The sequence below is a fragment of the Myxococcus llanfairpwllgwyngyllgogerychwyrndrobwllllantysiliogogogochensis genome (genome assembly GCF_006636215.1).
GTDB classification, from domain to species: domain Bacteria; phylum Myxococcota; class Myxococcia; order Myxococcales; family Myxococcaceae; genus Myxococcus; species Myxococcus llanfairpwllgwyngyllgogerychwyrndrobwllllantysiliogogogochensis.
The window spans coordinates 1-19,674 of record NZ_VIFM01000214.1; the positions used below are offsets into that span (position 1 = coordinate 1).

General features: G+C 67.9%; 25 protein-coding genes and 2 pseudogenes. 26 read left to right on the top strand and 1 reads right to left on the bottom strand.

Annotated features, from left to right (window positions below; all coding sequences use genetic code 11):
- The 26 genes and pseudogenes from FJV41_RS36310 to FJV41_RS36435 form a co-directional block, all read left to right on the top strand.
- A pseudogene (locus tag FJV41_RS36310) lies at nucleotides 1–831 on the top strand (phage tail tape measure protein); the annotation flags it as partial.
- Nucleotides 832–845: 14 nt separating this feature from the next.
- The gene (locus tag FJV41_RS36315) at nucleotides 846–1,358 is read left to right on the top strand and encodes a CIS tube protein (protein WP_141647194.1); all 513 of its coding nucleotides are present in this window, start codon (nucleotides 846–848) and stop codon (nucleotides 1,356–1,358) included.
- Complete coding sequence (locus FJV41_RS36320) at nucleotides 1,358–1,699, top strand: hypothetical protein (RefSeq protein ID WP_141647195.1); 342 nt, start codon at nucleotides 1,358–1,360, stop codon at nucleotides 1,697–1,699. Before FJV41_RS36315 ends, FJV41_RS36320 begins: the two co-directional genes overlap by 1 nt.
- Nucleotides 1,696–2,979, top strand: a complete 1,284-nt coding sequence (locus tag FJV41_RS36325; RefSeq protein ID WP_141647196.1) for a phage late control D family protein — start codon at nucleotides 1,696–1,698, stop codon at nucleotides 2,977–2,979. Before FJV41_RS36320 ends, FJV41_RS36325 begins: the two co-directional genes overlap by 4 nt.
- Before the next feature lie 10 nt (nucleotides 2,980–2,989).
- Complete coding sequence (locus FJV41_RS36330; RefSeq protein ID WP_141647197.1) at nucleotides 2,990–3,568, top strand: phage baseplate assembly protein V; 579 nt, start codon at nucleotides 2,990–2,992, stop codon at nucleotides 3,566–3,568.
- A gap of 8 nt (nucleotides 3,569–3,576) precedes the next feature.
- Nucleotides 3,577–4,251 (top strand): hypothetical protein, encoded by a 675-nt coding sequence (locus FJV41_RS36335; protein ID WP_141647198.1) that lies wholly within the window; start codon nucleotides 3,577–3,579, stop codon nucleotides 4,249–4,251.
- An 11-nt stretch (nucleotides 4,252–4,262) separates the two neighbouring features.
- On the top strand, nucleotides 4,263–4,643 hold the full coding sequence (locus tag FJV41_RS36340) for a GPW/gp25 family protein (protein WP_141647199.1): 381 nt from the start codon (nucleotides 4,263–4,265) through the stop codon (nucleotides 4,641–4,643).
- 270 nt (nucleotides 4,644–4,913) lie between these two features.
- Entirely contained in the window at nucleotides 4,914–5,984 is a 1,071-nt protein-coding gene (locus FJV41_RS36345; protein ID WP_141647200.1) for a hypothetical protein, read from the top strand.
- Nucleotides 5,985–6,136: 152 nt separating this feature from the next.
- Complete coding sequence (locus FJV41_RS36350) at nucleotides 6,137–7,666, top strand: baseplate J/gp47 family protein (RefSeq protein WP_181791170.1); 1,530 nt, start codon at nucleotides 6,137–6,139, stop codon at nucleotides 7,664–7,666.
- A 1-nt stretch (nucleotide 7,667) separates the two neighbouring features.
- Nucleotides 7,668–8,198 carry a hypothetical protein gene (locus tag FJV41_RS36355; RefSeq protein WP_141647202.1) on the top strand — a complete coding sequence of 177 codons (531 nt, stop codon included), beginning with the start codon at nucleotides 7,668–7,670 and terminating at the stop codon, nucleotides 8,196–8,198.
- Nucleotides 8,199–8,205: 7 nt separating this feature from the next.
- Entirely contained in the window at nucleotides 8,206–8,901 is a 696-nt protein-coding gene (locus FJV41_RS36360; RefSeq protein WP_141647203.1) for a hypothetical protein, read from the top strand.
- 5 nt (nucleotides 8,902–8,906) lie between these two features.
- On the top strand, nucleotides 8,907–9,302 hold the full coding sequence (locus FJV41_RS36365; protein WP_141647204.1) for a hypothetical protein: 396 nt from the start codon (nucleotides 8,907–8,909) through the stop codon (nucleotides 9,300–9,302).
- A 9-nt stretch (nucleotides 9,303–9,311) separates the two neighbouring features.
- Nucleotides 9,312–10,649: a phage tail protein gene (locus tag FJV41_RS36370; RefSeq protein WP_141647205.1), complete on the top strand. Its 1,338-nt coding sequence runs from the start codon at nucleotides 9,312–9,314 to the stop codon at nucleotides 10,647–10,649.
- Between the two features lie 64 nt (nucleotides 10,650–10,713).
- Complete coding sequence (locus FJV41_RS36375) at nucleotides 10,714–12,624, top strand: hypothetical protein (RefSeq protein ID WP_141647206.1); 1,911 nt, start codon at nucleotides 10,714–10,716, stop codon at nucleotides 12,622–12,624.
- 8 nt (nucleotides 12,625–12,632) lie between these two features.
- On the top strand, nucleotides 12,633–13,067 hold the full coding sequence (locus tag FJV41_RS36380) for a hypothetical protein (RefSeq protein ID WP_141647207.1): 435 nt from the start codon (nucleotides 12,633–12,635) through the stop codon (nucleotides 13,065–13,067).
- Nucleotides 13,068–13,204: 137 nt separating this feature from the next.
- Nucleotides 13,205–13,501: a hypothetical protein gene (locus FJV41_RS36385; protein ID WP_141647208.1), complete on the top strand. Its 297-nt coding sequence runs from the start codon at nucleotides 13,205–13,207 to the stop codon at nucleotides 13,499–13,501.
- A gap of 72 nt (nucleotides 13,502–13,573) precedes the next feature.
- Nucleotides 13,574–13,804, top strand: a complete 231-nt coding sequence (locus FJV41_RS36390; RefSeq protein WP_141647209.1) for a DUF6900 domain-containing protein — start codon at nucleotides 13,574–13,576, stop codon at nucleotides 13,802–13,804.
- Nucleotides 13,805–13,913: 109 nt separating this feature from the next.
- Nucleotides 13,914–14,138, top strand: coding sequence for a DUF6900 domain-containing protein (locus tag FJV41_RS36395; protein WP_141647210.1), 225 nt, complete (start codon nucleotides 13,914–13,916; stop codon nucleotides 14,136–14,138).
- Nucleotides 14,139–14,247: 109 nt separating this feature from the next.
- Nucleotides 14,248–14,892, top strand: coding sequence for a DUF2924 domain-containing protein (locus FJV41_RS36400; RefSeq protein ID WP_141647211.1), 645 nt, complete (start codon nucleotides 14,248–14,250; stop codon nucleotides 14,890–14,892).
- 200 nt (nucleotides 14,893–15,092) lie between these two features.
- Nucleotides 15,093–15,251, top strand: a complete 159-nt coding sequence (locus tag FJV41_RS36405) for a hypothetical protein (RefSeq protein WP_246137635.1) — start codon at nucleotides 15,093–15,095, stop codon at nucleotides 15,249–15,251.
- A 277-nt stretch (nucleotides 15,252–15,528) separates the two neighbouring features.
- Nucleotides 15,529–15,867: a hypothetical protein gene (locus tag FJV41_RS36410; protein WP_141593109.1), complete on the top strand. Its 339-nt coding sequence runs from the start codon at nucleotides 15,529–15,531 to the stop codon at nucleotides 15,865–15,867.
- Between the two features lie 186 nt (nucleotides 15,868–16,053).
- A complete protein-coding gene (locus FJV41_RS36415) occupies nucleotides 16,054–16,359 on the top strand; it encodes a hypothetical protein (RefSeq protein ID WP_246137636.1) in 306 nt (101 codons plus the stop codon).
- A gap of 367 nt (nucleotides 16,360–16,726) precedes the next feature.
- The gene (locus tag FJV41_RS36420) at nucleotides 16,727–17,692 is read left to right on the top strand and encodes an amidoligase family protein (RefSeq protein WP_141647212.1); all 966 of its coding nucleotides are present in this window, start codon (nucleotides 16,727–16,729) and stop codon (nucleotides 17,690–17,692) included.
- Between the two features lie 506 nt (nucleotides 17,693–18,198).
- Nucleotides 18,199–18,639, top strand: a complete 441-nt coding sequence (locus FJV41_RS36425; RefSeq protein WP_141647213.1) for a gamma-glutamylcyclotransferase family protein — start codon at nucleotides 18,199–18,201, stop codon at nucleotides 18,637–18,639.
- Entirely contained in the window at nucleotides 18,636–19,025 is a 390-nt protein-coding gene (locus tag FJV41_RS36430) for a gamma-glutamylcyclotransferase family protein (protein WP_141647214.1), read from the top strand. The genes FJV41_RS36425 and FJV41_RS36430 overlap by 4 nt, the downstream gene beginning before the upstream one ends.
- Nucleotides 19,026–19,030: 5 nt before the next feature.
- Entirely contained in the window at nucleotides 19,031–19,261 is a 231-nt protein-coding gene (locus FJV41_RS36435; protein ID WP_141647216.1) for a hypothetical protein, read from the top strand.
- Between the two features lie 108 nt (nucleotides 19,262–19,369).
- Here FJV41_RS36435 and FJV41_RS52625 read toward each other — a convergent pair.
- A pseudogene (locus FJV41_RS52625) lies at nucleotides 19,370–19,674 on the bottom strand (hypothetical protein); the annotation flags it as partial.

The following is a 19,674-nucleotide window of genomic DNA, read 5'->3' on the forward strand; positions in this document are numbered from 1 at the left end:
GGTGCAGAGGTGGCGGAAGGCCTGGCGGGGCAATGGCACTACATGAAGGCCGGCGTCGACGTCCTCCTGGGCAGCCTGGCGCACCTGGGCCGCGTCCTCGGCGGGGCACTCTCGGGCCTTTTTGGCATCACCTCCGCTGTGCAGCAGGGCACCAGTGGGTGGACGCTCATGGGGGAAGCCATCGGGTTTGCCATCGGCAACATCACCACCGTCGTGGGCGTGTTGGTGTCCGCCGTCTCCCTCGTGGTGTCGGTGGTGGGGGGCATCCTCAACGCCGCCCTGGCGGCCTTCTCCGGCATCCTCGACATCTTCTGGGGCGTGGTGTTGACGCTGAGCGGAGCCCTCACCGGCAACTGGGCCGAGGCGTGGACGGGCCTGAAGCTCATCGTCTTCGGGGTGGTGGACGCCATCTCCGGCGTCCTCTTGGAGTTGGTGGGCGCCATCCTCGGTGTCGTGGACGCCGTGGCGAGCCTCTTCGGCAAGGACACAGGCCTCCAGCAGGCGCTGCGGACGGCCCGGCTCACACTCCACCGGGACTCGTCCGTCGCCTTCGGCCTCGAGGCCCCCCCCGGTTCGGCCCCGGCGCCCGTCGCCTCCACGGCCTCCACCTTGCCGGCGGAGTGGCCCCTGGAGTCCTCGTTCATGCCGGCGGTGGCGGCCCTCCAGGCCTCGCTGCCCCAGGCAGAGGTGCTCTCCTCGCAGCCGGACGCGCCTCCCGCACCGCCCGTCCTCGTGAGTGTCCAGGTGGACGGAGAGGTGCTTGCCCAGGCCACGGCGCGCGCTGAGAGGGACGCCGCCTCCCGCAGCTTCTCCCCCATGGCGTCTTACTGAAAGGCAGGCCCCAGGTGTCCTCCGCTGCTGGCCTCGCCCGTCCTCCTCGCTGCTTGTTGGTGAATGTCCTCACCGGCGAGGCCATGGAGTGCCTCTTCAACCCCACGCAGCTCACCGAGAAGTGCCAGGTGAATTGGAACCGCCTGGCGGTGCCGGGCCTCTCCCACCAGGTGCTCCAGTTTCAGAGCACGTCCAACCGGCAGCTCTCGGGCATCGAGTTCTACCTGGACGCCTTCTTCGCCTCCCAGCAGGCCGACACGTCCAACATCATGGCGTTCCGCGGCTTCCTGCGCGCGCTCACCGTGCCCCCGGCCGGTACCGAGGGTGTGCTGGCGACGGCGCCACCGCGCGTCCTCGTCCTCTGGCCCGGCGTCCTCACCGTGGAGTGCGTCGTCGCCAGTGTGGAGTTCCAGTACCGCCAGCTCGCCGTCGATGGCCGCGTGCTCGTCTACACCGCCACCGTCACCTTCGAGGAGGTGTTGGACACGCGCGTCACCTCCGAGCAGCTCCGCCAGGAGGTGCCGTAGTGGCCCCTCACGCCGGCAGCCGCTACTCCTTCTCCCTCGGCCTCCGGGACGAGGCTGGCCAGCTCTTCCTCACGGAGAGGGTCCCCTACGGCTTCCAGCCGCACGCGGACACGCGCGTTCACCTCGTCGCCCAGGGCGACTCCCTCTGGGGACTGGCCGGCCGCTACTTCGCGCCACTCCCGCGCGCCTGCGGCTTCTGGTGGGCCATCGCCGACTTCCAGCCGGAGCCACTCATCGACGCGACGCTGGAGCTGGAGGCGGGGCGGCGCGTCTACATCCCCTCGCTGCGCGTCCTCACCGACGTCATCCTCAGCGAGCAGCGGCGGAGGGCCAGCGAGTGACGCGGCCCCTCGACAGGTCTGCGCCTGGCGTGCGCCTCACGCTGCTGGCACACGAGAGGGCCCGCGGCGGCGAGCCCCTCTCCCTTGAGGGTCGCGTCCTCGGCCTCACCTTCGAGGACAGCGCGACGAAGGCCGACAAGCTGTCCCTCCAGTTGGACAACTTCGACCTGGCCCTCTTCGACAGGGCCGAGCTGGTGGGCGGCGCGGTGCTGGAGGTGTCCTGGGGCTACCCGGGCCTCATGGCGCCGCCACGGCGAGTGGTGGTGAAGAAGCTGAAGGGCTTCCAGGTGCTCACCGTCGAAGGCCAGGCGCTCAGCGCCCTCATGCACCGCGAGGCGAAGACGCGCGCCTGGAAGGGCAAGACGCGCGCCGAGGTGGTGCGCGAGGTGGCCTCCGAATACGGCTACGAAGAGGACTCCGTCCACGTCGAGGACACAGGAGAGTCCTTCGACACCATCCACCAGGCTGGGGAGACGGATGCGCGTTTTCTCCGGCGCCTGGCCGCGCGGGAGGAGTTCGAGTTCCACGTCGACGACAGGGGCCTCACCTTCGGCCCGCGCAACCAGGCCGCCGCGCCCACCCATGTGCTGTGGTGGTACGCGGACGCGGGCCGGGGCGACGTCCTCTCCGTCAACGTCGAGTCGGAGCTCGGCCGTCGAGTGGGCAAGGTGGACATGCGTGGCCGGGACGCCATGGCCAAGAGAAACCTCGAAGCCCAGGCGAGCAGTGGCACCGTGGAGCGCACCACCCTCGCGGACTTCCTGGAGGTGGTGGACAGGCGTACGGGAACTACCGCGCTGCAGCTCCGAAACAGCACCACCAGCGTCCAGCCCACTTCGGCATCGACACCTGCCCAAGCCCAGCGCGAGTCCGAGGCCCGCTTCCGGCGCGCGGAAGCCGGCACCGTGAAGCTGTCCCTCCAGGTGGTGGGCAACCCCTCCTTGCGTGCGAAGTCCGTTGTGGAGGTGCGCGGCATCTCCAGCTTCCTTTCCGGCCGGTACTACGCCACCGAGGCGAAGCACGTCCTCTCCTCCTCCGGCTACACCACGGACTTGAAGCTGTCGCGTGACGGCACCGGCCGCCGGCAGCAAGCCAGCGCCGAGAAGCAGGGCCAGCCCCAGGGCGGACAGCCCAACACCAGCGCACCCGAGACGACTGGGGCACTGAAGGAAGTCGAGGCATTCGAGCGGGACACCGGCACCCGGTACATCGAGTACCGCCGCGACGGGCAGCCCATCGGTGTCGAGGACCCCGAAGCCGGAATGAGTCTCCCCAGGTAGCGAGCCCACCATGAGCACCTTCGACGACGACATCCTCACCCATGACACGCGCCTCCTCGGCATGTACGTGGGCTACGTCACCCAGCGCGACGACGAGGCGCAGCTCGGCCGCGTCCGCGTGTGCATCCCTGGTGTCCTCGAGCCCGAGTCCGCCTGGGCCTGGCCGCTGGGCACCTCCGGCGGTGGCGCCAAGGACACGGGCTTCTTCGCGGTGCCGCACGTGGGCGCCGAGGTGGCTGTCTTCTTCAACATGGGCGACGTCGACGCGCCCTACTACCTCAGCGCGCACTGGGGGAAGCCGGGCGGACAGAGTGAGGTGCCCGAAGAGGCCCAGGTGTCTCCGCCCGACAACCGCGTCCTCGCCACGCCCACCTTCCGCGTCGAGTTGGACGAGTCCGCGGGCCACCGCAAGCTGAAGCTCACCAACCGGAAGACGGGCGACTGCCTCACCTTCGACGCAGAGGAGAACACCGTCACCCTGGAGGCCACCACCGCCCTCACCCTGCGCGCAGTGGGTGCCATCTCCTTGGAGGCGGCCCAGGTCACCATCGCCGGGCGTGTGGTGCGCCCCATCGCCGAGCCAATCTGAGGACGCCCATGGCGCTGCCCATCTGCATCCACATCCCCCCGCTTCCCGAGGCGCCTACCCTCACCCTGCCCGGCGGCGCCACCCTGCAGCACCACCAGCTCCTGCAGGCCGTCCAGCCGGCGCTCGCGCCGCTCACGCCCCTCTTCGACATCATCGGCGCGGTGCTGGCCCTCGTCGAAGTCGTGAAGGCGATTCCGGACGCGCTGGGGCCGCCGCCGGATCCGACGGCCATCGCCGCGGCCCTGCCGAATCTGGCCGAAAAGGTGTCCAAGCTGCTCCGCCTCGTCCCCCAGCTTTCGGTGCCACTCGCAGTGGTGGGTGTCATCGACATCGTCCTCGGCGAGTTGGGCCATGCCCGTGGCCAGCTCCTCCACCTGCAACTGCGCCTGTCGAGCGTCGCGCAGGCCCGACTGCGCGCCGCCCAGCTTGGAGACGCGGGACTCCTGGCAGTGGCCGGCTGTGCGGAGGCCAACGTCGCGCAGGAGGCCGCCAACGTCGGCAAGGCCCTGGCCGCCCTCTCCCAGCTCACGGCCCTCCTCAACGTCCTCCTTGGCCTGGTGGGCGGCCCCCAGGTACCGGACTTCTCCAGCCTTGAGGGAAGCGCGCTGGAACAGGCCGTTGCGCCCCTCGACGCCATCGTCCGCACGCTGCAGCAGGTGCGCGCAGCCATCCCCATTCCGTGAGGAGGACACCAATGAGCCAGCAACCTCGGAATCTCCTCGTCCCATTCCGGAGAGACAGGAAGCGGGACTTCGCCGCGGGCACTGGGGCTGAGCTACTCGCCTCGAAGGTGCGGCAGGTGCTGCTGACGGAAGGCCCCACGCCACACTCCACCGGCGAGTTGCCCTGGCGCACCAGCTTTGGCGCGGGACTCGCGCGCCTTCGCCACCAGAGCAACGACGCCGTGCTGGCGGAGCTAGCGCGCGTGTACGTCCGTGACGCCCTCGCGCGCTGGCTGCCAGGCGTTCAGCTCGTGCAGGTCCGCGTCGAGCAAGAGGCAGCCACGCTGACGCTTCGTGTGCGCGTGCGCGAATACAGCACGACAACAGCATTGGACGTACATTTCGAAGAATGAGAACTAATTCACACCGCAATCTTTCTTGCGCATCGAAGATTTCGCTACACACCACATCCCGCATCGAGAGCTCGTTCAATAGAAAGGGCGCTTCAGCTGAAGTCCAACGTCAAGCTCCGCCATACAAGATAGGCGAGAATGTGCCGCAGAGTGTAGCCTACAAACTCCGTACGTCTAATCTGGAGGAATAGGAAACAAGGCAACTTCACTCGTTCGACGGCAAGATGATCGGCATACAAATCTACACCTCCAGCCCCACACCGACCCACAATGAGCAACCTGATAATTCAAAAAGCAGACGGCTCCGTCGAAACAACCAGCGGCCAGACCCTACTATTCAGCCCAGAGCGCTTTGAGCGCGACATCGTACAGGGAGACTCCTGTTTCATTTGCGGCATCAGCCGAAGCTCGGGCCAATCCTTCAACGACGAGCACATCCTTCCACGATGGCTACTGCGGAAGTTCGACCTATTTCAGAGCACAATCACCCTCCCCAACAACACCAAGCTCACGTACGGAAAATACACACTCCCATGCTGCACAAGCTGCAACTCAATAATGGGCCAGACGCTTGAAAACCCCATCCGAGAACTCTGCGAGGGCGGGCTTGAGCGAGTTGGCCAATTCTTCGAAAAAAACGGCCCCACCCTGCTCTTCTGCTGGCTTTCGCTCATCTTCCTCAAGACCCATCTAAAAGACAGCACCCTATATCAGACCAGAGATCGCCGTTCAGGCGATCTTCGTCGAATTGGGGACGCATACGACCATACCGATCTTCACCACATCCACGTAATTGCACGGTCATTCCACACGCAGTCCACTTTAAGGAAAGAGGCGTTTGGCTCCCTGCTGATCCTCCCAGCAAAACAAGCAAGCGGGAGCATCCAGCCATTTGACTTTGCAGACCTCTACATCTCGAAATCAATCCTACTTCGCATCAACGACTTCTGCCTTATCGCCGCACTAGATGACAGTTGCGGCGCTCTGAGCCTATTTATGAACGACCTCAAGAGGATTCGCGCACCGCTCGAGCCCGCACAACTGCGCGAAATCTTCGCGCACATCTCATTCATCTCGGCCAACCTCAAAGAGCGACCACTATTTCACTCTACCTTCGACAAAGACGGCCACACTGTAACAGGCAGCCATCCATCAGACGTACAGCTCAACGATCCGCCAACAGCACCGTTCGGAGAGTTTCTGTTTGCTGCTCTCTCAAACGTTATGCAGACGCACCCAGACCGCGAGCAAATCTCAGCATTAATCCGAGAGGGCAAGTACAGCTTTCTCTTTGATGCGGACGGCAATCAAATTGACGACTCCGTGATTCTGCGGCCCTAACACTCAAGCCATCTGCATCAATCGGCCGCCCAGGCCGGGCATCAGATACGCTTCTCGCCGAGCATCCTACAGCAGCCTAGATGCCCAGCGCGGGGAACAAAAAAGAAGTCACTTGTCCCCTAAAGAAGTACGCGGCGAGGCTTTGTCTCCCGGTGGAGGCCTTCGCCGACGTGCCACTTCTTCCCGCGTCCACCGACTACACCCACCGCGACTTCGACGCCCTGCGTGCGCGCCTCGTGGCGCTGACGAAGAGCGTCTTCCCGGACTGGACGGACTTCGACGTTGCCAGCTTCGGCAACGTCCTGCTGGAGATGCACGCCTTCATTGGCGACGTCCTCGGCTTCTACCAGGACAACCTCGCCCGTGAGTCGCGACTCTCCACTGCCACCCAACGCCGCAACGTCATTGCCCTGGCGCGCATGCTGGGCTACCGGCTTCACGGCGCCCAGGCCGCCACGGCCGAGGTGGAGCTGCGCCTGACCCAGCCTCCCGCAGCCACCGTCACCTTCCCCGCCGGCACCGTCGTCCGCACTCAGGAGGTGACGGAGGCCGTCCGCTTCCAGCTCCTCTCGTCCGTCACCATTCAGGCCGGTACCAACCCGCCCCGCGCCCTCGCCGTGGTGGAGCACTCGAAGACGCACACCCAGCTCTTCGACGCCCGCGGCCTCGCCGACTTCGAGGCGCACCTGGACTTCGCCCCCTACCTCGACGGCTCCGCCAGCGTGTCCACCGCCCAGGGCGCCTTCAGCGAGGTGGACACCTTCCTCAACTCTCGCGCCTCCGACGCCCACGTCCTCGTCAGCGTGGACCAGGGGGACAAGGCCACCATCCGCTTCGGCAATGGCGTCAACGGCCTGCCGCCCGTTGGCACCGTGGCGGTCGTGTACAAGACGGGCGGCGGCGCGGCCGGCAACGTGGACGCGGGCCGCCTCGTCGTGTTGGAGGGCAGCTTCCGGGACGCTCACGGCCACGCGGTGCAGGTGGCTGTCAGCAACGCCGCCCCTGCCTCCGGCGGCGCAGACAGGCAGACGGTGGCCTCCGCGAAGCTGCTCGCCCCCGAGAGTCTCCGGGCCCTGACGCGCACCGTCTCCCGCGAGGACTTCGAAATCAACGCCCGGCGCCTGCCCGGTGTGGCGCGCGCCCTCATGCTGACGTCCAACGAAGACGCCACCATCGCGGAGAACGCAGGCATCCTCTACGTGGTGCCCCAAGGCGGCGGGGTGCCTACGCCTGCGCTCAAGGCCCAGGTGCTGCGGCAAGTCACCGAAGTCTATCCCTGCACCCTCACCTTCCAGGTCAGCATCCAGGAGCCGGTGTACCGGCGCGTGGACGTGTCCGCCCGCCTCTTCCTGCGCCAGGGTACTTCGGTCCAGGACGTCGCCGCGCGCATCAGCCAGGCGCTGGCCGTCCACTTCCGTGTCAGCGAGCCGGACGGCACGCCTAACCCCCGCATCGACTTCGGCTTCAACCTCAAAGACGCCCAGGGCTTCCCCGCCGGCGAGGTGGCCTGGTCCGACGTCTTCAACGTCATCCGCGACGTGCCCGGCGTCCGAAAGCTGGGCGACGCTCGAATGGACCTGACACTCAACGGCCTGCCCGCGGACGTGAAACTGACGGTGCGGGAGCTGCCGGTGCTGGGCAGCGTCACCCTGCAGGACGGGGACACTGGGGGGCTGCTCTGACATGGCCCTCCTCAACCCCAGCTTCGAGGACGCGGGCGCCTGGCCCGGCGATGCAGCGCACTGGACGCTGACGGCGGTGACGCGCCTAGAGGTCCTGGCGGGCTTCGGTGTGCCGGAGGAGGCGTGCGAGGACTTCGAGCGCTGGTACGTGTGGCGCGCCGCCCTCTCCGACGTCTCCGTCGCCCTCGCCTTCTTCTCCGGCCAGCGCGAGGGCTTCGAGTCCTTCTTCCGAGGTTGGGACAACGACGGCTTCCTCTTCGAGCTGCCGCCCGCGCAGTTCGTCCCGCACCGCTTCGAGGGGCAGGCCGTCGAGACGTGGGGCCAGGGCCCCTTCCTCGCGGACTGGGCGGACGTCACCTCTGTGCCGGGCCTCTTCAACGACTTGCCGCACGAGGACTTCGAGCAGCGCTGGCACACCAACGAGGCCTACGCCTGGCGCTGGGAGGACGTGACGGTGCGCATGGCCCTCTTCAACACCACGCAGCCCTCCGAGGACTTCGACACCGGGTGGCCTCTGGCCACCACGCAGTGAGGACACCATGGCACTCGCAGACTGGACTTACCTCAACGGCGGACTGGACATCGCCACCGTGGACAGGGGCGTGACGGCGGGCATTGCCCGTCCCCCGGGCGGCGGCAACTTCCTCTTCGCCTTCAACTCCCTCACCGCCGCCCAGGGTGCCGTCGCCCTCTTCGCCAACCTCCCGGACTTCGCCCCCATGGCCAAGGGCGGCAGCATCCGCGGCTGCCTCCAGCGCGGGCCTGGCGGCGGCCCCACTGGCTTCTCCCCCTTCCTCTTCCTCTGCGGCCAGGGCACCTCCGTCAACGACTCCGCCTACCTCCTGGGCCTCTCCGACGACGAGCCGCACCGGGTGGTGCTGCGCAAGGGCGCGGTGGCCACGGGGCTTCCCGACGCGGACGGGCCCGGTGTCCTGCTGAAGTCCTCCGCCAGCTTCACCCAGGGCAGCTGGCTGCACCTGCGCCTGGACGTCATCGTCAACGCCAACGGCGACGTCGTCCTCAAGGCTTTCCACAACGACATGGCCGCGCATCCGCTCGGCACGCCTCCCAACTGGCAGCCGGTGCCGGGCCTGGCCGACTTCATCGACGACGCCCTCGGCATCAACTCCGGTAGCCAGCCCCTCACCTCCGGCCGGGGCGGCTTCGGATTCGCCGTGCGGGACGTCACCCGCCGGGCCTACTTCGACTCGCTCGAGCTCTCCCGGCAGGTGTGACGCCCATGGCCCTCACCGCCTTCACCAGCCGCCTGGGCCTGGGCCAGGGACGCGTCCGGCCCCAGCGGGCCACACCCGCTTCGGGCGAGTACCTCTTCGTCCTTGGAGACGAGGAGCCCGGGCGCCGCTTCGAGCTGACCCCTGGGGACTTCGCCGAGGTGACGCAAGCCGTGGACGTCACCGGCGTGGACCTGGTCCGCGCCGCCTTGCGCCTCCGTGTGCCTTCAGCAGCCCCGGCGGGCCTGGCCTGGGAGGCGTCCCTCGTCGTCGACAGCGTGAAGTACGCCCGCTGCCTCGGGCGCCCCGGCCGCGACCGCCTCGTCACGGACATGGCCGCCAACGTCTCGAAGCTCTCCGGAGTCCACACGGTGGGCGTCCGCCTGGAGCTCATCTCCCCGTGAGGAAGCCCCATGGCCACGGTTGAGCTGCCCACCCTCTACGTCGACACCGTCTCCCTCTTCGCCGAGACGCGCCATCCCCTCCTCCTCAACCGCGCTCCGGCCCCAGGGGAGGAGGACGTCCCCGTCGACTCCGTGCTGAAGCTGGAGCTGGTGGACGTCGGCGTGGACGGCATCGACCGGCCGGCCACACGCGTCTGGGTGGACGGAGTCCTCGCCTTCGCGGGCGGGGACAGCGTCGAGGTGCTCCCTGGTTTCGCCGGGCCCCTGGCGGACGTGACGCAGACAGCGGACATGCTGCGTGTCGTGCTCCACCCGGCGGTGCCGCTGGCCAGCCAGGCCACCGTCTCCGTGCGCGTCATCTCCACGACGGCCGGCGGCGAGCACCGCCTCGATGAGACGTACACCTTCACCGTGGAGGACAGGACGGCTCCCCGCCTCGTGGGTGCGCAGGCCGTGGGACCGAAGTCCGTGCGCCTCGCCTTCGACGAAGCTGTGCGAGTGCCGCCTTCGGCGCGCTTCACCTTCACGCCACGCGGTGCGCCCGCCGTCTCAGTAGCTTCCCTCGAGGCTGCGGCGGACGGCCCCCTCGTCCACCTCGTCCTCGACACGGAGCTGACGCCGGACGTGGTGTACGAAGTGCGCGTGGAGGGCGTGACGGACGCGCGCGGCAACCCAGTGCTGGCCCCCTACCACCGCGCCACCCTTCCTGGCTTCCGGCCAGCCCGGCCGCCCTCCCGGCACTTCCAGCTCTGGGACATGCTGCCCCGCCACAACCGCCGCGACGACGTGACGGGCGACCTGCACCGCTTCATCTCCTGCCTCCAGGAGGTGACGGATCTGCTCCTCTCTGACTTGGACGCCTTCCCCGACATCTTCGACTTGGAGCGCGCGCCGGAGGCCTTCCTGAATGCCATCCTCCAGGACTTGGGCAACCCCTTCGCCTTCGAGCTGGACGTCCTCCCCCGGCGCCGTCTGGCCTCCGTCCTCGTGGACATGTACCGCCAGAAGGGCACCGCGCTGGGCCTGCGCAACGCCATCCGCTTCTTCCTCGGAATTGAGGTTCGGGCCATCTCCCCCTTCGCCTCGGACACCCTTGTGCTGGGCGAGTCCGAGCTGGGCGTGGACTGGGTGCTGGGCCCCTCGGAGCGCTTCGCCCGCTATGCCTTCAACGTCGAGGTGGAGCGCCTCCTCTCTCCGGCGGAGCGTCAGCGCCTGCGCACCCTCGTCGAGTACCTCAAGCCCGCGCACACCCACTTCGTCGACTTGGTGGAGCCCCTGCCGCCCATTCTCCCGGAGCACTGGGAGCTGGGACTCAGCGAGCTGGGCGAGACGACGACGCTGCACTGAATGCCCTACGGCATGTCCCCGATTTCTCGCGCCCTGCCTTTGCCTTCCTCTGGAGGGCACAGGCATGAGCAACCGGCTGGATTTTTTCTTCAGGCAGAAGGTCAGCGAGGCCGAGTTGGACTTGGCCTTCGCGCAGTTGGAGCAGGCGGACAGAAACCTCGCCTCGGACTTGGGCGTCCACGGCGTCATCTCCGGGGCGGTGCCCGCGCCGCACTCCCCGGTGCCCAACCTCACCGTCGATTTGACGGCCCCGGGCCGCGCCTACGACAACCTCGGCCAGCGCATCTTCTTCGGCACCGGCCAGACGGTGGACTGCGCGGCGGACTTGTCGGGCATCCCCACCGACGTCTCCACCTCTGGCAGCGAGCGGTGGGTGGGCATCTTCCTGCGCTTCACCCGCCTGCTGTCCGAGCCGCGCACGGACGGCAACTCCCAGCAGGTGTACTTCCGCCGCGACGAGTCCTTCGAGCTGGTGGTGCGCCAGGCGCCGGAGGGCCTCGTCGGCCACGCGCCCAAGCCCGCCCTCCAGCCCGACGAGCTGCTGCTGTGTGACGTCCGGCGCCGCCCGGGGCAGACGCAGATTCTCGCCGCGGACTTGGACACCTCGCGCCGCCAGGCCTTCATCTTCGCCCGCGGCACCTCGGTGGCTGTGGAGAGCGGCACCTGGGACGTCCTGAGCCCCAGCGCCGACACGGTGCAGGCGACCCTGGACGAGGTGGACGCCGAGATGGCCGGCCACTTCTCCGGCGCCGCCCGGAGGCACGAGGCCAGTGCCGTGGACTACGCGCCCCACGGCTTCCTCACCTCCACCACCGTGCAGGAGGCCGTGGACGAAGTCGCGGACAAGCTCTCCTCGGCCGCTGCTGGCACACCGGGCGCCTCCCGCGTGGGTGCGGACGCGGTGCCCGGCACGCCCAACCTCCTGCCGGCAGGCACCGTGGACGCGCAGCTCTCCTCGCTGCTGGGCTTCGTCAACGCCCACCAGGGCGCGGCCACGGGGGCCCACCACGCCAGCGCCATTGGCGCCACACCCCACGGCTACATCAGCGGCACCAGCGTGCAGGCTCAACTCCAGGAGGTCGTCACCCGCCTCGGCGAGACGACGGCAAACAGTCCCGGCGCCTCTCGTGTCGGAGGAGACGCGCTGGCCGGGACGCCCCACTCCCTCCCTGCCAGCAGCCTGCGGCAGCAGGTGGCCGCGCTGCTGGGCTTCCTCAATGGGCACGTCACCCAGTCCGCCGATGTTCACGCGGCCTCCGCCGTCTCCGTCGCGGACGCGGGCAACCTGCTGACGGCGGGCACCGTCGAAGCGGCCCTCGCGGAAGTCCTCTCGGCCTTCAGCGGCGGGCACTTCCGCGGCAACGAGACGTCGGCGGGCCAGCACAAGGCCATCCTCCAGCCCGTCCTGGGCGCCGGTCGCGTCCTTCTCCTCGACGCCCAGGGCGCAGGGGGCGCCGCCGCGCGGCTGCGCCTCTACGCCGACGGCGATTCGGTGTGGTTCACCCTCAACGCCGCCTGGAATGAGAGCGCCTGGGCCCGGGACACCACCGGGGCCGCTGCAGGTGGCTTCCGCCTCTCACGCAACGAGGCGGAGTTCCTCCACGACGCCAGCCTCACCGCCACCTTCGCCTCCTGGACGCGCACGTTGCGACTCCCGCTGAGCAGCACCGCCAGCAACACCTCCTTCGAGTTGGCGGGCAGCGTGCGCGAGGTGGGCCGGCTCGGTCTCCAGTACAGCAACAGCGACACCGTCGCGCACGACAGCCTGGCCGGAGGCGGCTCGGTGACGTTCCGCAGTCGCTTTCCCACCGTGCCCTCCTCCATCACCCTCAGCCCCTACGCCACCAGCGGAAGCTTCGTCGGCAACCCCACCGTCATGGTGCCGGACAGAGACGGCTTCGCCTTCTACAGCCACCAAAACCTCCAAGGCCTCGCCGCGACGTACTGGTTCGGCTCGTACACCGCTGTCGCGTGAGGACTCCCATGGCCATCCACGAAGTCACCGCCGAGGACGTGCTTCAGCGCTGCGCCCGGTGCGGCAGCGGCAACCGCCTCTCCCTCAATCTCCTGGAGGTCGGCGTCGCCAATCGGGAAGACGTGGACGACGGCCTCGTCCAACTTCCGCCGTGCCCCGCCTGCCGCTCTACAGAGTTCCTCATCCGCGCGGCCGAGGGTGAGCCGGAGCACCCGGCGCCAGGCAGCTTCGGCCATCTCCACCGACTCCTTGTCGGCCACATCCACGCGGAGCTCGTCCAGCGCGGGCGCCTGCACATGGGGCTCAAGTCCAAGGGGGGCCGCGCCGGAAAGATGGTGCTGCCCCCTCTGCCTCAGGAGACTCGCGAGCGCTGGTTCCCCCAGGGCCTCCGAATCGCGGTGCCCGCCGACGAGCAGCCCCGCGCCCCGGAAGAGTCCAGTTAAATAGACATACACCGCCAGCTAAACCGAACCCTCCCTGCCCCGGGCGGCCCAAGTCCCTCTCTCCTCGACTTGCTATGTCTCGAAGACAGAGCGTGTATGTCTTCGCGCGCACCCCACTGCGCGCCAGGGAGACACCTATGGTTATCGGCAGCTCCACCACCTACATCGGCGACGAGATTCCCGGCCTCAAGGGACAGCAGGTCCGCATCTTCGCGGTGCTACACGGCGGGCTCAGCCCGGACGCGGACCCCGACGATGCCGGCTTCTACGTCCGGCTCAACGAGACATTGGAGCGCCTCGGTGGTGTCACGGAGGTTGACTGCCTCGACATCGCCCCCATTCTCCCGGGCGGCAAGAGCAGCTTCGTCCATTACGACGCGCGCCCCATGGACCTGGAGTGCTTCGCGCACCTCCGCAACCCCAGCGCACAATGACTTGCCATACGCGCGCAACAGAGCGTGTATGCCTCACGCGCGCCCGCCGAGGGCGCACAGAGGAATGAGACAATGACACCCAGGAAGCCCCGCCCCCTCAACGCCTCGAAGCCCGCCCAGGCGCCCGCAGAGACCCTCGAGCGCATTGCGCGCGAGGAAATGGACATCGAAACACTAGAGAAGCGATGGAGCGACAACCTCGACTTCCACAACGTGTCGGTTTGGGGACTGAAGGCTGCGCTCGAAGCAGCGTACCAAGCCGGCAAGCGCGACGCCGGCAACACTCCCGCCGTCGCCCAGTAGCACCTCGAGCCCTCTCCCAAACCCAGCGCTCAATGACTTGCCATACGCGCGAACCAGAGCGCATATGCCTCACACGCGCCTGCCCAAGGCGCGCAGGGAGGACAAAACAATGACACCCATCAAGCCCCGCTCCAGCAGCCCCTCGAAGCCCGCCCGGGCGCCCGCAGAAACCCTCGAACGCGTTGCGCGCGAGGAGATGAACGTTGAAACACTGAAGACACGCAACAGCGGCAGCCTCGACTTCTACGAGGTCGCCGTGTGGCAACTGAGGGATGCCCTCGAAGCGGCCTACCAAGCCGGCATGCGCGCCGCCAGCAACACACCCACCAAGTAGTCCACCACCACCGACGCCCCGCCCAGCGGGGCAGCCGCGCACGAGGGCCGCCGGGCCGCCCCCGTGAACGGCAGACGTGTACCCACGGCCCGGAAAGGAAAACACCACCATGCCTCGCAACGCCGCACCGAAGACGACGAAGACGACGAAGACGACGAAGACGAAGAAGCTGGAGTCCATGAACGTGACGGAGCTGCGCGCCCGGTACCGCGAAGTCGTGGGCGAGGAGACGCGCAGCCCCAACAGGACGCACCTCATCCGCCGCATCGAGGAGGCACTCGCCGCGAAGAAGCGGAGAAGCCCCACCCACCGGGCGACGGCCACCACCCCCAGCGCGCCTCCGGCGCCTGCCGCACGGGCCGACACCCCGGCCGAGGGCACGCAGCCGGCCCCCCGTCGCGGGCGCTTCGCCAACATGTCGCTCGAGGAGGTGCAGGCGAAGTACCGCGAAGTCGTGGGACGCCCGACAGGCAGCAGCGACATCCCCTACCTCAAGTGGAAGATTCGGGAGGCGGAGGCCGGGCGCGTGCCGGTGGGCCCCCGTCCCGAGCGCGAGGTGAAGGTGGGCGAGGACGGCAAGCGCGTCATCCCTCTCTCCTTCGACGCGGAGGACTTGGCGGTCCTGGACAAGGCCTGGCGCGACGCGGGCATCCCGAGCCGGACTCGTTTCTTCAAGCGCGCGGTCCACCGAGAACTCACGGCCATGGGCGCCACCGAAGCCGCCGCGCGCTTCGCCCCAAAAGAGGAGGAGTGAGGCCCGTACCCACTCGCCCCAGCAGGACAACGAATAGGCCGAGAGGCCCCCAACCCGGACGCGCTCCGCCCCGCCGTCCACACGCGAGGCGGGCGCCAACATCGCCGTGAAGTGGAACACCGCCCGAGACCTTCGACCGGCCCCTCTTTCAACGCAGTCCCCAAGGGAACAACATGAAGACACGCAGCGAATTGGAAGCAATGACCGTCAAGAAACTGCGCCGCTATGTCATCGACACCGGAAACAGTTTCCCCTACCTGGGGGAAACCAGGAAGTCGGAGATCATCGACAAGCTGATGAAGATTCAAGCCGAGCGGGAGGGCACGAAGCCCGCCCCTGCCTCCAAGAGGGCGCCCTAGCCGCAGCCCCTCTCCATTCAAGGGCCTTGCCGGGCTGCGACAGGCGCGTCCGGCAAGCCACGCGAGCAGGCCGAAATAGGGCCCGAGCGCGCACGCCCTGCCTCACCGCCAGCCACGTGCTCCATCAGGAACAGCGTCCCGGCCCGAACGCCAACGCCCCGGACAGCACATACACCCCAAAGACAGCAGAGAGGACTTGATACGCTCACCCACAAGAGCGTGTATGCCTTTCGCGACGGGCAACAAAGCACCGCGCGACTCCGCAGGAATATCGACTATGAGCGCCACGGCCATCCCTACCTTCATCGTCCCGGTCAAGGTTGTTGATTTCAGCAACACCGTATTGACGCTGACCCTCGGCAAGAGCCGGTACGGCACGGCCCAGCCGCAACTGGACATCTTCCTTCAGCCCGGCGCCACCCACCGGCAGGTGAGCGCGCTGCTCCACACCTTCGCCGCCAGCCTGGAGCTGAACACCCCCAACAGCGAGCGGTGGATTGTGCAGTCCGAGCGCCTCTCGGAGCCGAACCACGGCCGCATCTACCTGGAGCTGGCCGAAGGCGACGAGGCCGAGGCCATGCGGGGCATGGCGCTCCTCAACATACTGCTGGGCTGAAGGAGAGGACGGCGGGAATCCGCGCCGCAGCACCGCGCGGGTTCCCGGCCATACGAAAGCCGTCCATGCTCGCGGACGCACTGCCTACAGGCGCCGCCCCTCAAGACTCGACTTGCATAACGCATCTACAAGAGCGCGTATGCCTTTCGCAACGGAGCTGCATCCCTACGAGACGCGAGGACAACGATGGCCACGACGAGCCAGCAACTGATGATGGTGGGACAGCGCACCGCGCGCTATGGAATTCCCCAGCCGTACATCGAGGTGCGATTCCCGAGGGAGATACGCCAGCGCACGCTGAACGCCGCCCTCCATCGCCTCTACGCCGATGTCGAGATGGCAACCCCGGAGCGAGAGTGCTGGAATGTACGCATTGAGCTGCTCCCAGACATACTCATGTACTCCGGGGGCTTCGTGTACGTGGAGCTTGCAGAGGGAACGCCGGAGGAAGCGGAGCGGGCGATGGCGATGCTCAAGAGCCTCGTGGGTTGACCCCTCCTGAGCCCCTCGGCATGCGGCGCGCGCACGCCAGGACCCCTGCGCAGGTGAGAGGCTCTTCCGGCTGAACCAGGGGACTGGACGGAGGGAATCCGCGCTGTGGCGCGTCGCCAAGCGCCGCCCCTGCTACCGAGACAATCACACACACTGGAATTCCGCCTGCGACCCCATCCGGGAAAGCTGACCCCGCCCGGCCCACGGAGGGGCCAGCGTGGAACCTCGCGAATTCTCGCGAGTATTTCAAAGACAGAAAACCCACCTCGCCAGACGCCGAAGATGACTTGCTTCATTCGCACACCAGAGCGTGTATGTGTTTCGCGACGGGCGCCACAGCCCCGCGCGAATGCGAGAGGCAAACTCCATGAAGACGCTCCGGTTTGGGATTGAGATTGAGACGGTGGGCGCCAGCCGCCAGAAGCTGGCCCACGCGATTCAGGGCGCGGTGGGCGGGCGCGTTTCCGGCGACTACCAGGGCTGGCAGGTGACGGACTCGCAGGGCCGCACCTGGAAGGTGGTGCCGGACGGCTCGCTCAGCGGGGGCGAGTACAGCGGTGAAATCGTCTCCCCCATCCTCACCTATCAGGACCTGGAAGCCTTACAGCAGGTGGTGCGCGCCACGCGCGAGGCCGGAGCCCGCGCCGACGCCACCTGCGGCATCCACATCCACGTCGACGGCAGCCGCTTCGAGCCCAAGGGCGTCACCAACCTCGTGAAGATGGTGCACAAGCAGGAGCGCCTCCTGGAGACAGCCCTCGGGGTGAGCGCGGCGCGGCTGAGCCGCTTCTGCAAGCCCATCGACGGGGCCTTCCTCCAGCGGCTGGAGGCCCGGCGCCCGCGCACGATGCAAGAGGTGAACGAGGCTTGGTACGGGCGCCGCAACCCGACTCCGGCGCGCTACGACTCCAGCCGATATCACGGCCTCAACCTCAACAGCCTCTTCTTCCGGGGCACGATTGAATTCCGCTACTTCAACGGCTCGCTGCACGCCGGGGAGGTGAAGTCCTACGTCCAACTGGTGTTGGCCCTCGCCGCCCGAGCCCTGGCCTCGAAGGCCGCCTCCAGCAAGCGCCGCGACTTCAACCCCGCCACCGCCAAGTACGACTTCCGGGTGTTCCTCCTCCACCTGGGCCTGATTGGCGAGGAGTTCAAGACGGCGCGCCTGCACCTCCTCAAGAAGCTGGAGGGCAGCGCAGCCTGGAAGGGGCAGCGCCGCGACCGGCGCGGCTCGGGTGGAGAGGAGGACGGCTCTCCCGGCAGCGAGGGCCCGCAGGGCGCGCAGGGCGGCGCCGGGGGCAACACCCCCACCGAGGCCTTGAACGCCGCGTGACGAAGCCCTCGCGGGCGCCACGAGGCCCTGGCGCCCGCCTGTGCTGGCTCCGCCCCCCCGAGGGAGTTCGACCACGGGGCCCGCGCCGTCCTGCGGTCCTCGCGCTTCTCCCTCAGACAGCGCTTGCTTCAATGGCGAACCAGAGCGTGTATGTCCTTGGCGAATGGCGAGTCCCCTCGCCACAACGAGAGACACAGCAATGAAAGCATACGGAGTCACCCGCAAAGACAAAGGCTGCTGCCCGGGCCACGACAAGTTCCCGTTCGAGACGTACCGGAACCGACGCTCCAAGAAGGCCCATACCCGAAACACCCGTCTCGCGCACCGGCGCGCTCGGGCCCGGACGAGGGCAGCGCTCCTCCACGAGACATAGGCCGCGCCGCGCTGGACGACGAGGCCTCTCCAGTTCGCCTCCAGCATGGAGGCACCCCACCAGGGCCCAGCGGCTGCCCTGGTTGGCACTGACAACGGCGGGCCGCGCGCCTGCCACCCACGGGAGAATCCCCATGCTCTACTTCGCCTACGGCTCCAACCTCGACAGGGCCCAAATGCGCGTGCGCTGCCCCAACGCCACTGTCGAAGCCCGGGCCACTCTCTCCGGCCACACCCTGGTGTTCGGCGGATACAGCCGCCGCTGGGGCGGGGCCGTCGCCAGCCTCCAGCGGGTGCGCGGCGCCCACGTCGAGGGACTGCTGTACCGCCTCACTCCCGAGGACCTGCGGGCCCTCGACATCTTCGAGGGCCACCCCTTCGCGTACCGGCGCGCCATCCGGCTGGTGATGGACAGAGCTGGCCTGCGCCGCCGCGCGCTGGTGTACCTCCAGCCCGAGACTGGCTTCGAGGCCTGGCCGCCCGCTGGCCGCTACTTCCGCGTCCTCTGGCACGCCTACGGGCGCCTGGGCTTCAACCGCGCCGCGCTCGCGGGCGCCCTCGGAGGTGTGGCGTGACGCGCGCGTCGACATCGACACGCGTTTTCGTCTACGGAACGCTGCTGTCCGGCGAGCCCAACCACCGCCTCCTGCGCGGCGCACGCCTCATCGGCCCCGCGCGGACGCGTCCGCGTTTCACGCTTCACGACTACGGGCCCTTCCCCGCTCTCGCCTCCGGCGGCAAACACGCCATCGAGGGCGAAGTGTACGAAGTCGACGCGCTCATGCTGGCGGCGCTCGACAGGCTCGAGGGCCACCCTCGCTTCTACGAGCGCACGTCCATTGCCCTCGACGGTGCCGGCCGCGTCGAGGCATACCTGTTTCCCAAGGGGCGGTTGGCTGACTGCCCCATCATCGAGTCCGGTTGCTGGCGTCGACACCTGAAGGAGAGGAAACCATGGTAATCGAAATGCGCGACGGGCGTGTCCTCCAGGGCACTGCTGTCCAAATCGTGAAGGGAATGCAGGACATCGCCTTTGGCGTGGAGCGCTTGCCCTTGGGCGAGTACGTTGACTGGGTGGTAGCCAATGCCCTGCGATTCGAGTCTCTCGCGCTGCGCGTGCAAGGTGAAACCGACGAGGAGAAGGCCGCATCCCTCGTGGACGAGATGCTGCGCACGGGCTTGGCGACGCGGAAGTGAGCCAAGCTGGCATGCCTTTCACGGCATGCACATGCGGCCCGGCCCTATCCGCCCGCCGAAGCGTCCTGTTTCACCTGATGTTTCACGCACATCAGGGAGCTGCGCCCCTCATGCGTGGCGCTCGCCACTGCGGAGGGGAAGCTCTCTCTCGCCGCGAGCAATCCACGCCCGCAGTGCTTCCTGCTCCGGGGTGTGGGCACACGGCGAGTCTGTCGCCTCCACAAGCTCCAAGGCGTCCTCGGCGCCCAGCGCATGCAGCGCCGCAGCCTCTGCTCGTCGGTACTCCTCCTTCGCCCTGGCGAGCCGGGTCCGCGATTCGACACTCCCGTCCATCGTCGCGTACGCCCGCTGCAACGCCACTTCTACTCGCCCCAGCTCTACTGCGAGGGCGTGCCGCTCGTTCATCGTCATCC